The organism is Niallia sp. FSL W8-1348, assembly GCF_038006745.1.
GTDB lineage: Bacteria > Bacillota > Bacilli > Bacillales > Cytobacillaceae > Niallia > Niallia alba.
The window spans coordinates 1,023,597-1,039,301 of record NZ_JBBOVV010000001.1 but is presented as its reverse complement, the minus strand read 5'-3'; the positions used below and the strand labels follow the sequence as shown (position 1 = coordinate 1,039,301).

17 protein-coding genes are annotated in these 15,705 nt (G+C 34.1%); 14 read left to right on the top strand and 3 right to left on the bottom strand.

Going from position 1 to position 15,705, the window contains the following annotated elements; all coding sequences use genetic code 11:
• Nucleotides 1–39: 39 nt before the first annotated feature.
• From NST60_RS04910 to NST60_RS26735, 3 genes are read left to right on the top strand one after another with little or no spacing between them, the layout of a single operon-like run.
• Nucleotides 40–1,170: a sensor histidine kinase gene (locus tag NST60_RS04910; protein ID WP_169188093.1), complete on the top strand. Its 1,131-nt coding sequence runs from the start codon at nucleotides 40–42 to the stop codon at nucleotides 1,168–1,170.
• On the top strand, nucleotides 1,148–1,618 hold the full coding sequence (locus tag NST60_RS04905; RefSeq protein WP_445304389.1) for a response regulator: 471 nt from the start codon (nucleotides 1,148–1,150) through the stop codon (nucleotides 1,616–1,618). Before NST60_RS04910 ends, NST60_RS04905 begins: the two co-directional genes overlap by 23 nt.
• Nucleotides 1,596–1,790: a response regulator transcription factor gene (locus NST60_RS26735; protein WP_445304405.1), complete on the top strand. Its 195-nt coding sequence runs from the start codon at nucleotides 1,596–1,598 to the stop codon at nucleotides 1,788–1,790. The genes NST60_RS04905 and NST60_RS26735 overlap by 23 nt, the downstream gene beginning before the upstream one ends.
• A 137-nt stretch (nucleotides 1,791–1,927) precedes the next feature.
• Here the strand turns inward: NST60_RS26735 and NST60_RS04900 are convergent, their stop codons facing one another.
• Both NST60_RS04900 and NST60_RS04895 read right to left on the bottom strand, forming a co-directional pair.
• Complete coding sequence (locus tag NST60_RS04900; protein ID WP_169188095.1) at nucleotides 1,928–2,767, bottom strand: YitT family protein; 840 nt, start codon at nucleotides 2,765–2,767, stop codon at nucleotides 1,928–1,930.
• Nucleotides 2,768–3,301: 534 nt separating this feature from the next.
• Nucleotides 3,302–4,630 carry a hemolysin family protein gene (locus tag NST60_RS04895; RefSeq protein WP_016202036.1) on the bottom strand — a complete coding sequence of 443 codons (1,329 nt, stop codon included), beginning with the start codon at nucleotides 4,628–4,630 and terminating at the stop codon, nucleotides 3,302–3,304.
• A gap of 204 nt (nucleotides 4,631–4,834) precedes the next feature.
• Here NST60_RS04895 and NST60_RS04890 point away from each other — a divergent pair, with 204 nt between their 5' ends.
• The 8 genes from NST60_RS04890 to NST60_RS04860 all read left to right on the top strand — a co-directional run bounded on the left by NST60_RS04890 (nucleotide 4,835) and on the right by NST60_RS04860 (nucleotide 12,859).
• Complete coding sequence (locus NST60_RS04890) at nucleotides 4,835–5,767, top strand: ABC transporter ATP-binding protein (protein ID WP_169188096.1); 933 nt, start codon at nucleotides 4,835–4,837, stop codon at nucleotides 5,765–5,767.
• Nucleotides 5,768–5,778: 11 nt separating this feature from the next.
• On the top strand, nucleotides 5,779–7,032 hold the full coding sequence (locus NST60_RS04885; protein ID WP_341098274.1) for an ABC transporter permease: 1,254 nt from the start codon (nucleotides 5,779–5,781) through the stop codon (nucleotides 7,030–7,032).
• Complete coding sequence (locus tag NST60_RS04880) at nucleotides 7,029–8,123, top strand: ABC transporter permease (protein ID WP_341098273.1); 1,095 nt, start codon at nucleotides 7,029–7,031, stop codon at nucleotides 8,121–8,123. The genes NST60_RS04885 and NST60_RS04880 overlap by 4 nt, the downstream gene beginning before the upstream one ends.
• A gap of 426 nt (nucleotides 8,124–8,549) precedes the next feature.
• On the top strand, nucleotides 8,550–8,687 hold the full coding sequence (locus NST60_RS26730; protein WP_224427415.1) for a GNAT family N-acetyltransferase: 138 nt from the start codon (nucleotides 8,550–8,552) through the stop codon (nucleotides 8,685–8,687).
• A 318-nt stretch (nucleotides 8,688–9,005) separates the two neighbouring features.
• Nucleotides 9,006–9,215 (top strand): hypothetical protein, encoded by a 210-nt coding sequence (locus NST60_RS04875; protein ID WP_169188099.1) that lies wholly within the window; start codon nucleotides 9,006–9,008, stop codon nucleotides 9,213–9,215.
• A gap of 163 nt (nucleotides 9,216–9,378) precedes the next feature.
• A complete protein-coding gene (locus NST60_RS04870; RefSeq protein ID WP_169188100.1) occupies nucleotides 9,379–10,140 on the top strand; it encodes a class I SAM-dependent methyltransferase in 762 nt (253 codons plus the stop codon).
• A gap of 287 nt (nucleotides 10,141–10,427) precedes the next feature.
• Complete coding sequence (locus tag NST60_RS04865; RefSeq protein ID WP_341098272.1) at nucleotides 10,428–11,216, top strand: ABC transporter ATP-binding protein; 789 nt, start codon at nucleotides 10,428–10,430, stop codon at nucleotides 11,214–11,216.
• Complete coding sequence (locus NST60_RS04860) at nucleotides 11,213–12,859, top strand: hypothetical protein (protein WP_341098271.1); 1,647 nt, start codon at nucleotides 11,213–11,215, stop codon at nucleotides 12,857–12,859. The genes NST60_RS04865 and NST60_RS04860 overlap by 4 nt, the downstream gene beginning before the upstream one ends.
• 161 nt (nucleotides 12,860–13,020) lie before the next feature.
• Here the strand turns inward: NST60_RS04860 and NST60_RS04855 are convergent, their stop codons facing one another.
• Entirely contained in the window at nucleotides 13,021–13,875 is an 855-nt protein-coding gene (locus NST60_RS04855) for a MurR/RpiR family transcriptional regulator (RefSeq protein WP_341098270.1), read from the bottom strand.
• 166 nt (nucleotides 13,876–14,041) lie between these two features.
• On the opposite strand from NST60_RS04855, the gene NST60_RS04850 reads away from it, so the two are divergent.
• From NST60_RS04850 to NST60_RS04840, 3 genes are all read left to right on the top strand, one after another.
• A complete protein-coding gene (locus NST60_RS04850) occupies nucleotides 14,042–14,167 on the top strand; it encodes a hypothetical protein (RefSeq protein WP_263479751.1) in 126 nt (41 codons plus the stop codon).
• Between the two features lie 70 nt (nucleotides 14,168–14,237).
• Nucleotides 14,238–14,411, top strand: coding sequence for a hypothetical protein (locus NST60_RS04845; RefSeq protein WP_341098269.1), 174 nt, complete (start codon nucleotides 14,238–14,240; stop codon nucleotides 14,409–14,411).
• Between the two features lie 134 nt (nucleotides 14,412–14,545).
• Nucleotides 14,546–15,661: an IS4 family transposase gene (locus NST60_RS04840; protein ID WP_016201461.1), complete on the top strand. Its 1,116-nt coding sequence runs from the start codon at nucleotides 14,546–14,548 to the stop codon at nucleotides 15,659–15,661.
• Nucleotides 15,662–15,705: the final 44 nt, after the last annotated feature.

The following is a 15,705-nucleotide window of genomic DNA, read 5'->3' as shown; positions in this document are numbered from 1 at the left end:
CATCCTATAAAAAAGAGATGCTGTTAGAAAGGGGAACTAATGAAGGTCTTTACGATAAAAACAGGAATTCTGTTTTTCTTATGTTTAGGTGCGTTATATCAAGCATATAACACAGATGCTTGGCATTTTGTCATGCTATTATTTCTTTTATCTATTATTCTGGCATTCTATTTTCTTGTACCTGTGTTTACAAGAAAAAGCATTCCGTTTCTTTCCATCATCGTTATTCTAGAATTAATCCAGTTTGCAGTCGGAAAAGAATTATATGCGTATCTCTTGCTTTTTCTCTTTTATTTTATGATAGAAATGAGTTCAAACACATCAAGCGATTTCTTTCGAATGGTTGTAATCCTGTTTTTATTGCTGAGCCTAGCTATTGGCATTATATTATTTTCCTATCCTACTATGATCTGGATAAGTTTCTTCTTGCTAATTTCGTATCTACTTGTACGTTTAAATGAACTGGACGAAGATTATCAACAAATCAGGGAGACATACGAATCTTTATTAAGTGATTATCGTATACAAAAAAGACAATCTTATTACAATGAGCATGCTGCAAGAGTGGAGGAGAGAAATCTTATTGCCAGAGAAATGCATGATTCTGTCGGTCATCAGCTGACAGCCTTAATGATGCAAATTGAACAATATTGGATTAAAGAGAAGAAAGAGCAATATCTCCTTTTGAAAAATATGACAGAGGAATGCTTAGAAGAAACGAGAAAAGCGGTTCGGCTTTTACAAGTTGAAGAACTTGGAGGAATTGCTTCCATTATTGCTCTTGTTAAAAAATTGGAAAGTGAAAACAATATTCATGTTCACTTTACAACGAAACAAGGAGTACTTCAAGTCAATCTGAGTAATAAGCAAAGTGCAGTTCTATATCGTTGTATCCAGGAAGGAATAACAAATGCGATGAAATATGGGAGTTCAAGGGCAGTATATATTACGCTAGGTGTTTCACCAATTGGCAGCTTAACGTTTGAAATTAGAAACCCTTATATACATAAACATCCTTTTCATTACGGATTTGGGTTAGAAAACATGAAAAAAAGAATGGAAGAAGGACATGGCAAATTAGAGATTCTTCAATTGGATGGAGAATTTATTTTACAAGGAAATATTCCTGTTGGGGAGGAATGTAGAGATGATTCGCGTGTTAATTGCTGAGGATCAAGCGATTGTCAGAAATGGTTTAAAGATGATTATCGAACAAGATGAAGAAATCCAAGTTGTTGCTGAAGCGGGAAACGGAAAAGAAGTATTGTCTTTATTAGAGCGTACAATTGTCGACATTGTCCTTTTGGATATTCGAATGCCAATTATGGATGGAATGCAGACAACAAAAGAAATTCATCAGCAATTTCCGCATATAAAAATACTGATCCTTACGACTTTTAATGATGAAGAATATGCAATACAAGCATTTCAAGAGGGTGCTAATGGCTTTCTGCTAAAGACGACAGATAGTGTTACGCTAGTAAATAGTATAAAAAGCTGTTTAATAGGTGGTATGGCGATACATGATCAAGTTGCAGCTAAATTAATGCCTAAGCTCTTAAAGAGAGAGCCATTACGACAATTCTTTGAATCAGATGGTTGCACTAACAAAACGTGAAATCGAAATCGTAAAAAAAGTTGGTCAAGGAAAAACAAATAAAGAAATCTCCAGTGAATTATTATTATCAGTTGGAACGATAAAAAATCATATCACCCAAATTTTAGCTAAATTAGAATTAAGAGATAGAACTCAATTAGCCATATATGCAGTGCGGAATGATTATATATAAATCCCAGAGCGGAATAGAACATGAAGTAATTTCTTTGTTGGGTAAATCTAGTATCTAGTAGTGCAAAATCTGAGTAGATTTCAACTTACATATACACAAATAAGCCAAAGGGGGGATTTGGCCCAGAAATCCCCTTATTATGCTTTAGAGAGATGGATAAAACCTTCACCAAAGACGTCCCTTACATCGTGAATGGTAATAAAGGCGTTCTCATCTGTTTGCTTTACTATTTTCTTTAGTTTAACAACTTCTTGTTTATTAATAATAATATACAGTATTTCTTTTTCATCTTTTGTATAATAGCCATGTCCAGATAATACAGTGACTCCACGATTTAATTGCTCGTTTACCTGATCGGCAATTTCAGTGGGGTGACTGGAAATAATCGTGACTGCTTTCTTCGGATTAACGCCTTCAATGACAAATTCCATTACCTTTGTTCCAACATAGAGCATGATAATTGTCAGCATGACCCCTTCTGCTTTTATAAGGAAAAAGGATGCAAATACAACAAGTAGATCAAAAAATAATAAGCCATAACTAATACTCCAACCGAGATACTTATTGGTTAGCTTTGCGAGAATAGTAGAACCAGCTGTTGTACCGCCTACTCTTATAATTAAACCGATTCCAACCCCAGCAAAAACTCCACCAAAAATGACATTAACAAATAATTCATCAGAATATATCGTCCATGACTCTGTTAGATGTAAAAATAATGAGTTGAAGAAGACTGCAATAATGGTATAAACAATCATTTGTTTACTTAAAAATTTATAGCCGATTATTAATAAAATGCTATTTAACGTAAAGTTAACAATACCTGGCGACCATTTAAATAAGTAATAAGCAATAATGGCTACCCCGGTAACTCCTCCCTCTCCTAAGTCATTAGGAATAACAAATAAATTGACAGCTAATGCAAAAAGGAAGGATCCAAATATAATTACAAGGATATCCTTTCCGTATTTTTTCATAAAAAAACCTCCAATAGAACATAAAGTAAATGCTAAATCATTATCAAGTATAATAAAGGTAGCCGTTAATTCATAGGAAAAATTTTATCCCACTCTTAACGGAAAGTACGACTCGCCCTTCAAGCTTATGAGAATACGAGGAAGATAGGTGGGAGATAAAGGTCCGATTAGTTCAACTAACCATCAGTGGGGGAGGAAGGAAAACCACCACTGAATGGTTAGTTGAACTTTAGGAAGGGGAAAATTTACTTAGTACATATTGATGGAATAGGAAGAAGAAAAGAGGGATTACATTAGTACAGGTATGGTGGCAACAGGAAAGTTACTGTTACTTAAATTACTTGTGAACGATTCAAAGGATAGTATTTGCTTGGTGATATTTTAGGCGAATAATCGGGAATAAATGTGAAGAAATGAGAGGGATAGAGTAAACTCCCACTCATCATGTCGGAAGTGGGAGTTTCAAATATATCAATTTTTTACAAAGTCTGCTGCTTATTTAGGTAAAGATAAGCCATTTTTCTTTTGAAAGAGTCATTTTTCTAAAGTATTGTTTGTTGGTGATTCTTCTTCGATTATTTTCGTTACTTTTATTTGGCTGATTCTGCGATCTACAATCTCTTCTACTTGAAATTCAAAGTTTTTGAAAGTGATGGATGGTTTTTCCTGATCATTTGGAATATAGCCAATCTTACTAATGAGAAAACCACTTAATGTATCATAAATTTCTATCGGCAAGGTAATTTTCAATAATTCTTGCACATCGTCTAAACTAATAGTCCCTTGCAATAGATAGGTATGTTCCCCGATAATCTTAATTTCAGGAGGTTTTGGTTCATCGTATTCATCAAAAATATTGCCGACGATTTCCTCAACTAAATCCTCCATTGTAACAATTCCATCTGTTCCGCCATATTCATCGACGACAATGGCAAAAAGAACATTATTTTTTTGCATCTGGATAAATAATTCATCGATTCTTTTTGATTCCAATACAAAATAAGGTTTGCGAATAATCTCACTTAATTGAAATGAGGTATCTTCTTTGCCCATATAGGCTAACAGATCTTTGGAATGTAGGATGCCAATAATGTTATCAATGTTTTCCTCGTAAACAGGGTAGCGAGTATACATTTCACGGTTCACTAGAGTAGCTATCTCCTTTAATGTGTAATCGGAAGGAATGGCTACCATATTGGAGCGATGGGTCATAATATCCGTGACATTTTTATTATCAAATTCAAAAATATTATGGATCATCATTCGCTCATCTTCGTCAATACTTCCTCTTTCATTTCCTACATCTATCATCATTTTTATATCTTCTTCTGTTACTTCCTCATCTTCCTCACCTGGACGTACTCCGAATAGGCGTGCAACTAGATTGGTGGAGAATGTTAAGAAGGCGACAAATGGTGCTGTTATTTTGGAAAGTACCGTTAATGGACTTGCAGCAAACATCGCAATACCTTCTGCTTTCTTTAAAGCCACTCGTTTAGGAACTAATTCACCAAAAACAAGGGTGAAATAGGATAACAGTAGAGTAATAATAATGACTGAAATAGAATCAAGCAGTCCTTGAGAGAGAGGAATTCCCATTGTTAAAAATAACTCTGTCAATTGACCAGAAAAGCTATCAGCTGCAAAGGCACTGGCTAGAAATCCTGCAAGGGTAATACCAATTTGGATGGTGGCTAAAAATTTACTAGGCTCTGATAGTAGTTTATAGACTATTTTAGCTTTCTTATGACCTGTGTCCGCCATATGTTTAATTTTATTGTCATTTAAGGAAATGAGCGCAATTTCTGCGGCAGCAAAGAAAGCATTTAATGCAATTAGAATGACTAGGACTAAAATGCCCAAATCTTTCAGCTCCTTTCCGAGAGATTATCTTCTTTATGTTTTACCCTTTTTAAGGGAAAGTATGCTTTTTGCCAATTTGCTGTAATTTTCAATAAGAATAAAAAATATATGACCTGAGTCATTTTATTTTTGGAAAAAAATGACCTATAGGTATAGGAATCGAGGTGTATTTTCATTATTCTGTATATAGAAAGGATGATGACCTTGTTAGAGATAATGAATTTATCTAAATCATTTAAACAAAAACAAGCTGTAAATTCCGTTAATTTATATTTAGAGAAGGGAGAAATAGTAGGATTGCTTGGACCAAATGGGGCTGGGAAATCTACTACAATCTCCATGATATCTTCGTTAATTGCTCCCGATGTTGGAGATGTAAGACTAAATAACGAAAGTATTTTAAAAACACCACAGACATTACGAAAAATACTTGGAGTAGTCCCACAGGATATTGCTGTTTATCTGGATTTATCTGCACGAGAAAACTTACTTTTCTTTGGAAAAATGCACCGAATCCCTAAAAATATACTACAAAAGAGGGTAGATGAAGTTCTTGAAATAATCGGTTTAAAGGAGCGGGAAAAGGATTTAGTGAAAACTTTTTCCGGTGGGATGAAAAGAAGATTAAATATTGGTGTTGCATTAATTCATGAACCAGAAATTATTATTATGGATGAACCAACCGTTGGAATTGACCCCCAATCAAGAAATTACATTTTAGAAACCGTTAAAAGGCTAAATAAAGAAAAGCAAATGACTGTCCTATACACCAGTCACTATATGGAAGAAGTCGAATTTCTTTGTGATCGCATTTATATTATGGATCATGGTGAAATTATTGCTTCTGGCGCGAAAGAGGATATAAAAAACATCCTCTCCGCAGAAACTGCCATTAATATTAAGGTGGAAATAGTAAAGCATGAATTTACAGAAGCACTCCGCCATCATAAAAATATTAAAAATATCTCCATTCAACAATCAGTAATTACTGTAATCGTGCCACGACAAGTTCATTTACTGAAAGATATTTTGCGAATTGCCGAAGAGCAGAAAACAAATGTACTCTCTGTCCATATTGAGACACCTACTTTAGAAGATGTTTTCTTGCATTTAACAGGTCGTCAATTAAGGGATTAGGAGGGTACCATATGCTTTGGCAAATGATAAAGAAAGAATTATTGATGATTTGGAGAAGACCACGGGAACTAATTGTATTACTGCTTATGCCATTTGTACTCATAACTATTCTTGGAAGTGCTTTAGGGGCATTGAATAATAATGAAGAGGTAGAAGTGACTGCAAAGCTCGCTGTTGTAGTGGAAGATGAAGCAGACCAAGCACAACAACAAGTAATAGAGAAAATTAGACAGTCTAATGCAGCCGAACAGAAAAAAGCAGCTAACATAGCGCTTATTGAATCCCTTGAACCGATAAACATATTTATTAATGTAGTAGGAAAGAGTCCAGAATTAAAGAAAGTTCTATCTATCACCGAATATCGGAACATAAAAGAAGTGAAGGAAAAAGATTATGACGGTGTGTTACTTATTCCAGAAGGCTTTACTACTAAATTTTATAATAATCTTTTAGAAAAAAACACAACGATTCCGGCGTGGATCCTAAAGACAAAGGATGAACAATCCCTTCGTGCAACCATTATCCAAGATATTATTACAAATTATCAAAAAGAATGGGTTTATCAAAAAACAGCACAAGATCTTCAAATTGATTATTCCGCATTAGTAAATACAAACATATATGGACAAATTGAGAATATTGAAAAGAAAAAAGAGATTAGTGCTTTTGCTTATTATGGAGTGGGAATGTGTGTCATGTTTGTGTTCTATATTTCTACAACCGTAGCGGGTTTTGCTTTTCAGCAAAAGGAAGAGCTTATGTATGAGCGAATCTTATTAGCAAATGTTCCAAAAATCGTATTTTTTACTGGCGTTTTTATGGCAGCATTTATATTATCTTTATTACAATTAACGATTTTATTTAGCTTAACAGCATTGATTTATGGAGTAGTCTTTCCTAGTATAATCAATCATTTATTCGTAACTTTGACTGTGAGCATAATGGCAGCAACATTCGCCACATTTACTACTGCGGTTGCTTTTGCTACTAATTCACGAAATGTGGAAAGTATTTTTTCGTCTCTCATTGTTCCGATCCTAGCTTTTATTGGCGGCAGTTTTTTCAATGTGAGTGCAATTGGCGGATTTATGGAAACATTAGGTAAATATTCTCCTGGGGGAGCTGCGCTTACTGCGTATTTAAAAGTATATCAAGGGTACTCCTTAGGGGATATATGGAGTCAGCTAAGAGCAATTCTTTTGTTTTCTGTTCTTTTGCTTTTACTTAGTGTAGTTACCTTGAAGAAAAGAGGAGGGATACGATGAATGCAGTACTATGGGGGAAATGCAAGAAATTTATAAGAAAGCCAGGCGGATTTATTATAACCTCCCTTATCTGTATCGTATTTGCTTATTTAGTCGGGATCTCTTCCTTTACAAAAGTAGAGGTGCCAATTTTCACTGATCAGTCGACGAAAGCAAATAACATTTTAAAGGATTTGAATAAAAGTGAGAGTTATTCGTTTGTTTCATATACAGAAGAAGAAGTAAAGGAACAATTGGCAAAAGGGGAAGCAGATGTAGGGGTATCGATAAATGCAGATACTTATACGATCTTTAGGATAGCCGAAACTGCCAATGTATTAATGGTGCAAAATTTTCTTCAAACCTATTATGGTTATATGCTGAAGGAAGATGCATTATTAAATAATGCAGCGGATAAAGAAGAAGCAAAAAGGGTGCTTATAAGTAATAAAGAAACGCCAATTATTCCGGTATCAAATGAACAAACTTTATCAGAAAAAGAAGCGACTTATAATCAGTCACTCCAGTCGTTATTTGGATTTACTTTATTCTTCTGTATTTATACCATTTCATTTACGGTAATAGAGATACTAAGAGATAAACAAAATGGAATATGGGATCGTTTTATCTTATCCTCTACGTCGAAAGCCCAAATATATTTAGGACATCTATTATTTAGCTTTTTCATAGGATACGCACAAATTATTATGATCTTTCTTCTTTTTAAATATGGATTAAATATTGATTTTAATGGAAATTTTTATTTGGTGTATGTACTAATCATTCCATACTTATTTTCCATCGTGGCATTAACGATTCTCCTTACAGGTCTTGTTAAAACACCAAGCCAGTTCAATGCCATTATTCCACTTGTATCAGTTAGCTTTGCTATGCTTGGCGGAGCATATTGGCCAATTGAAATCGTTACATCGAAAGTAATGCTTCTTTTATCTAAATTTATTCCCATTACTTATGGAATGGAGCTATTAAAAAAAGGGATTATTGAAAGTGCCTCATGGATGGACATCATGGTTCCAGCAGGAATTCTTTGTTTAATGGGAACGATTATGCTAGGCATCGGCATTCAGCTTATTGAAAAAAGACATGTGTAAAAAAATGTTATGATGGAATATTTCGAAAAAATAAAAAACGGTGTATAATAAAGGAAATAGATTCCAAAATTGATGAGGAAGGAGCTGAAACACTTGATACGAAAAATAGTTAAAGGATATTTATCCCACTCTTAACGGGCAGTAAGACTCCCCCCTCAAGCTTCTGAGAATACGAGGAAGATAGGTGGGAGATCTACTGTCCGTAAAGGTCCGATTGGTTCAACTAACCATCAGTGGGGGGGGAAGGAAACCCCCACTGATGGAAGTTTCACTTTATATGTGGTTGTTCTGCCTCTTACCTTATTAATTTCTGTTATTTTTGAGCCAAGTGGTAGCCTCGTGCGATTAACGAATGACACTATTAGAGATATGTAGTAAGTAAAAAAGGTAGTTAAATAAGTATCTGTCTGTGGAAGGCAGGTACTTATTTATGGAGATAAAGGATATGGAACAGCAGCCCTTTTAACATTGGGAAAATACGTTCAAACTTTAGGTGCAAAGAAACTTTCATTACATATACTTGGACATAATACAAGAGCTATTCATCTGTATCAAAAAAACTAAACTTTCAAATAACAGATTTAGTAATGAGCAAAAATGATAAGGGGATTTGCATGAAAAGTATCTATATAATTTTAGCAACTTTAACAGTCGAAACATTGATAATATGGTTTGCATCCTATTTATTAGGATGGAACTTTACCCCACTCTTAACGGACAGTAAGACTCCCCCCTCAAGTTTATGAGAATACGAGGAAGATAGGTGGGAGATCAACTGTCCGTAAAGGTCCGATTGGTTCAACTAACCATCAGTGGGGGTTGAAGAAAAACCCCCACTGATGGAAGTTTCACTTTATCGACACCATCTTATTAGGCAGTCTTTTGCTTTTTGGAATTGTTTATCTTTTTCGTCTATATATTCATCAAACCAATGCAACCTTCAATGCAAACATTGCCGGCTGGACATGGGAGGAAGCTGGAATTGGTCCTTTTCATTTCCGGATTTCGCCAATAATTATTGGACTTATTTTATTTATCGTTATTAGTATTCTCGTTACCTTTATTACCTACTATCGTTATTTTTTCGATTAAGAATGATAGGAAAAATGGTATACAACAATGGTTATATAAATAAGCTTGAGAGGATGCGAAGATATGAGATTACTGGAACATGAAATATAAAATCATTATTGCAGAGGCCCTCCACTATCCACTATCTTTTGTAGGAAAAGAGAAAATAGAGGAGGAATAAAAAGTGAAAGATTCAAATTTTCATAGGTATTTAGAGGAAATAAACGAGAAGTTTGAAGGCTGGGATTTTTCGAGCATCTATGATACAGGGAGAATCCAAAACAGCCTGCTTTCCTGGTCTTATGGTAGTAAAGTGATCTCCGCAATGCAGGGAGCTACTGCTATATTGGATATGGGTACTGGTGGCGGAGAGTTTCTTTCTCTATTAAAGGGGTACTATCCACCAACCGTCTATGCAACAGAAGGCTATAAACCGAATGTACCGATTGCGAAAAGGAAGTTAGAACCTTTAGGAGTCAAAGTATATGAAGTTGTTGATAATGAGCATTTGCCGTTTCCAGATAATCACTTCGACTTAATAATTAACAGGCATGAATCATACTCTGTAAAGGAGTTAAAAAGGATAATAAAGACGAATGGAATCTTTATCACCCAGCAAGTAGGTGGCTGGGATTGCAAGGAGTTAAATGACTGGTTTGGAGTTGCTGTTAATTCTGAATTTAAGGAGTGGAATCTTCAATCAGCTCTCAAGAATTTTTCTATTGACCAATGGGAGATTCTAGAGCAAAGAGAGGAGTTTCCTACACAGCGATTTTATGACTTGGGCTCAGTTCTTTTCTATTTAAAAGCGATTCCTTGGCAAATTCCAGATTTTAGCGTAGAAAAATACCAAGATGCATTGTATCGGCTTTATCAGCATTTAGAAGAAGTGGGATACTTGGATGCTACCCAATCTCGCTTTTATATGAAGGTAAAATGTAAATAAACGAGAATAATAACAGAAACTCAGTTAGAAGCCTTAAAGGCTTTTGCTGAGTTTTTTTATCCCACTTTTAACGATCCAGCTCAAGATTTGGTCGAAAAGCTAGGTGTTGAAACTCGCGGGGAATGAGGAAAAAGCCCTGCTAATGAAATTTTTCTTAACATGGTTTTTATCGAATATAAAAACATATTACAAATGCTGTAAAGAGGAATGGTACAATAGATAAAAAGGAGATTTTTTCCTTTTTTTAGAATCATAGAGACAGAAAAGTCTATAAGGGAGGAAAACCAATGGCTACAGAAGAAATCATTACGATAAAAGGATTACGGAAAAACTATGGTGTAAAGGAGGTTTTAAAAGGGATTGATCTTCATGTTTCACGCGGGGAGATTATTGGTTATATTGGACCGAATGGAGCTGGAAAAAGCACCACCGTTAAAATTATCCTTGGGATTGAAAGTTATAATGAAGGGGAAGTAAAACTTTTCGGAAAAGAAATTAATCAAGATTCAATCGAGTATAAGCGGAGAATTGGGTATGTACCAGAGATAGCAGAGGTGTATGATAATCTAACTGCCTATGAGTATTTAACCTTTATAGGCAAATTGTATGGGATGAATGCAGATTTTGTTGATCAAAAAGCGCAAAGATTAATGGAGCTGTTTGGAATTGGTGAGGTTTATCATTCCAGAATATCCTCTTATTCAAAAGGAATGCGGCAAAAACTATTAATTATTTCTAGTGTTTTACATAACCCTGATATTTTATTTCTAGATGAACCAATCAATGGGCTAGATGCTAATAGTGTGATGATATTTAAGGAAATTCTTGCACAGCTCGCGTCATCTGGAAAAACAATCTTCTATTCTTCTCATATTATGGATGTTGTAGAAAAGATAAGTAGTCGAATTATTTTATTAAATGAGGGAAAGATTGTGGTAGATGGAAGCTTCAAAGAGCTTCAGACACAAAATGAACAAGGAAGTTTAGAAGGTATCTTTAATCAACTTACAGGATTTCATAATCATAGAGAAATTGGGGAATCCTTCGTATCCGTTGTGCAAGAGGTGCAATCATGACAGATTATACGGTATTAAAACTTCTTGATCGCTTTAAAGCTTTTTTTCAGAAATTAGGCATCGATTATGAGGTGTTAAGGGCCATTCTTCAAGTAAAACTTATGATGGATCAACGCAAACTACCAACCATTTTCTCACAGTCTAATCAGAAAAAAGAAAAGAAAGAAGATAAATATGCCTATATAAAATCTTTATGGTTATATGCTTTTATGGGATTAGTTCTTATTCCGTTTATGGCATTCGGTGACAACTACCTTTTTCAAATGAGTATTTCTTTTGGAATTATTTTATTTCTCGTTATGACTTCTATGATTTCAGATTTTTCTGCTGTATTATTGGATGTTCGCGACAAGCATATTGTACACACGAAACCAGTTAATAGGAGAACAATCAATGCAGCAAAAGTGTTACATATCATGATTTATCTGTCTCAACTAACGATTGCGATCACCTTTATTCCGTTAGTCGTAAGTCTCATAAAACAAGGCATTGTCTTTTTTTTAATAACAGTTGTTCTCCTTGTTTTAGCTAATTTATTTATTGTTGTTATTACAGCATTATTATACTTGGCTATTCTGCGTTTTTTTGATGGAGAAAAACTAAAGGATATAATCAATTATGTTCAGATTGGCTTGTCTATCGTTATTATGGTAGGGTACCAACTTGTTATTCGAAGCTTTGAGTTTGTTGATTTAAATATTGTGTATCAAGTACATTGGTGGCATATTTTTATCATTCCAATGTGGTTTGCAGGTCCGTATGAATGGATTTTGAATGGGAATACCGAAAAGATGATGATACTTCTCGCCACTCTCGCTCTTGTTTTACCAATTATCGCGATTATTATTTATGGGAAGCTAATTCCTGTTTTTGAGAAAAACTTAGAAAAATTGACGAGCCAAAGTAAAGCGAAAAAAAGAAAGGTTTCAAAGTTTAGAAAATGGCTATTATCACTTTTTATAAAAAGCAGGGAAGAAAAGGCTTTTTATGATTTTACAGGACAAATGATTAGCCAGGAAAGAGATTTTAAACTAAAGGTTTATCCGTCATTAGGTTTTTCCATCGTTATTCCCTTTTTGTTTCTTTATAGTGGCACAAATTTTGAGGAAATCGAATTTGCAACAAGTTCTTCTTATTTAACGATTTATTTTACAATGATTAATATCCCGACGATTATTTTTATGTTGAGGTATTCAGGAAAATATAAAGGAGCATGGATTTTTACAACACTCCCAGTTTCAGATTTTTATGCCTATTATAAAGGTTCGTTAAAAGCGGTCATAATTAAATTATATTTACCCATTTATTTTTTATTAAGTATAGTGTTTGTGTTTCTGTTTGGAATAAGAATTATTCCTGATTTATTAGTAGTGTTTCTATCTGCTTTCTTTTATGCTATTGTTTGCTATCAATTATTAGATAAACAAATCCCTTTTTCCATGTCTTTTGAATCAGGTGGGAACCAGCAAAGCTGGAGATTGTTTCTGCTGTTGATCCCTCTGCCGATTTTGGCGGGTATCCATTATATCAGTATATCTCTTCCTTTTGGCGTTTATATATACGGTCTGTTGCTTTTCTTTGTTAACCTTCTGTCCTGGAGGAAAATGAAAAGTAAACAAAGTGCTACAAATAGTGTTTACTAAAAGTTAGTTCTTGGATTCTTGAGGATAATTTGTATATACTCGATTTTTGTATGAGGAGAATGGAAAGTGGAGAAAGAAATAAACCTCGCTTAATGTTTATTTTTTAATCCCTCCCTAGTTTAAAATAGCAACACATTTAGACTAGGGATTTTTCTTATCTTTTAAAAAAGAAAGCTATCGATTAATTCCGTACTTTTTCTTTGGTGTTCTATGTTCTGTGAGTAATTAATTTGATATAAGCTGGAGAACAACACATTAAGTACATAATCAATAGCTACTTGTGATGAAAAGGTAGCTATTTTGTATGTTTCTTTCTTTTCTAAAGCTGGTATGGTTAAAACAACATCAGCCATTTTGGCTAGTTTACTTTCAGGAAAGGCTGTAAGTAATAAAATTGGCACCTGTCTCTCTTTTAATATACGAGCAGCAATTAAGTCATCCTTTGATTTAGCTTCATAAGTAATAAAGAAGGCACAATCATTTATATCAATGTTAACCGTATTGTTGGCAAATTCATTACGAGCCGTTGCAATTATTGCATATTTATTTATTTTTAAAAGTTTATTTTGAAAACTTTCTGCCCGAATTTGGGAATCCCCTACAGCATACATAAAGATTCGTTTTGAATTGTATAGATACTTAGCCATCTTAAACAGTGATCTTTCATTTAATAACTCGTAACTTTCTTTGATAGCCTGTTGAGTTAAATACATCATATCTTGACTAATCTTCATAAGGGAAGCGTCATCTTCAAAAGGAATATTGGGATTAATTTCAGATAAGACATGGTTTTTCTGTTCGATAGATTTAACAAGCATAATCTTAAAATCCTTAAAGCCCTTCATCCCTAGTTTTTGAGTAAAGCGAATGATAGAAGTATGTGAAGTAAATGTTTTTTGTGCTAACTCTTGGATTGTCATTCTCTCAATTAAGTTAGCATTCTCCAATATATATTTTGCAATATTTTTTTCTGCTGCAGTATAATCCGTTCTATTTGCAATTTGTTCTAGCAACAAACCGTCTCACTCCTTTAAATTTGAACATTTTGTTCATCAAAACAGCTTTATTTTAGGTTAAGTCTTGAACATTTTATCCTAAATCCGTTAAATCAAGATCCTTACATGGAATTCTCTATTATTCCATCCTATAATAAACTCATTGAGGATAAAAAGGAGTATTTTTATGCTAACAATTGGATATATAAGAAATGGTAAAAGTACAAATCGGTATCACCTTCCTTTTGCTTTACAAAGAGAAAATATAAAGGTGAAAACAATTTATTATACTATCATACATCGGGAGGAATAAATAATAAAAGATGACGAAACACTATTACAATTGGCAATTTTAGAAGAGGGAATGAAAGGATGTAAATGAAATGAAACTTGGAATAGTGGGAGCAGGAATGATTGTTCAGGATTTATTACCTGTGTTTAAATCTATACCCCAAATAGACTTGGTGGCGATTTTTGGAAGACCAGCTAAAAAAGAATTCTTATTATCTTTACAAAAAGAATATCTTATCAAAAAAATATATATAGATTATCACTAGTGTTGCATTAATTTATTTTCATTATTAAAAATACTCAAAATGTTCAATTTTATTATTTTGTGCAAAGAAAAAGTCCTTTATAATGGATAAGTCAGGTGGTAACCCGTCCAAATCCACTAAAAAAGGACCAACACATGGACAAGATTACACGAAAAACTTCATTTGGACAATGGTTTTCACCAATAAATCTTCAACTTTTTGAAGAAACCGTGAAAACGTTGAAATTAGATTACTATACGAAAAAACTAAAAACAGACTCATTTCTAAAATTACTCCTTTTTGCACAGCTACAAGAAGTCGAAAGTTTGCATGAGCTAAGCGATTGTCTTTTCGACGACCAACTACAAAAAGGCATTGATCTTGATTCAATCAGTATTTCTCAGCTCTCACGCCGATTAAACGGTATAAATCCAGATTTATTTCAAAGGCTTTTCCTTGATTTAGTCGCACAAATTCATGCAAAAACACATTATACAAAGCTTATTATGCCGTTAAAAATCATTGATTCAAGCACATTGCCACTTAATTTGACCAATCATAAATGGGCAAAGTTCCGCAAAACAAAAGCGGGTGTCAAGTTGCATTTGAGACTTGTGTTTATGGAAAAAGGGAGTTCCTATCCTGAAAAGGCTGTTTTAACAACGGCAAAAGAACATGATCGTGGTCAGCTTGAAATCATGGTTGATGATAAAGAATGCATGTATGTGTTTGACCGTGGCTACCTAGATTACGAGCGCTTTGACCGAATGACAGATGATGGTTACTTTTTTCTTTCAAGGCTACGGAAAAACGCAGTCATACGGGAAGTTTATAATTTTAAACTACCCGAGAATTCAGCTGTTTTGTCAGATCAAATGGTGTTGATTGGTACGACTCAAAACCGTGCTGAAAATTACTTTCGTCTTCTAAAAGTGATGGATTCAAAAGGAAATGAACTGCATTTAATTACCAATCGTTTTGATTTGAGTGCCGAAGAAATTTCAGAGATGTACAAATCACGGTGGGCAATTGAGTTGTTCTTTAAATGGATCAAACAGCATCTCAGCATCAAAAAGTTCTACGGTCAAAGTGAATGGGCGATTCAAAACCAAGTGTTTATCGCACTGATTGTTTTTTGCCTACATGTTCTCGTACAACTTGAAACAAGAAGTAAGCGAAAAACCTTACAAATTAGCCGTTATTTAAGGGCTGCATTGTGGAAACCAGCCCATATCTGGCTTCGAAAGATTGAAGGGAAAGCCATCCCTTAATAAGCAAATTGTTGTTGTCGCACAAGTCTAATTGTAAAAAAAAC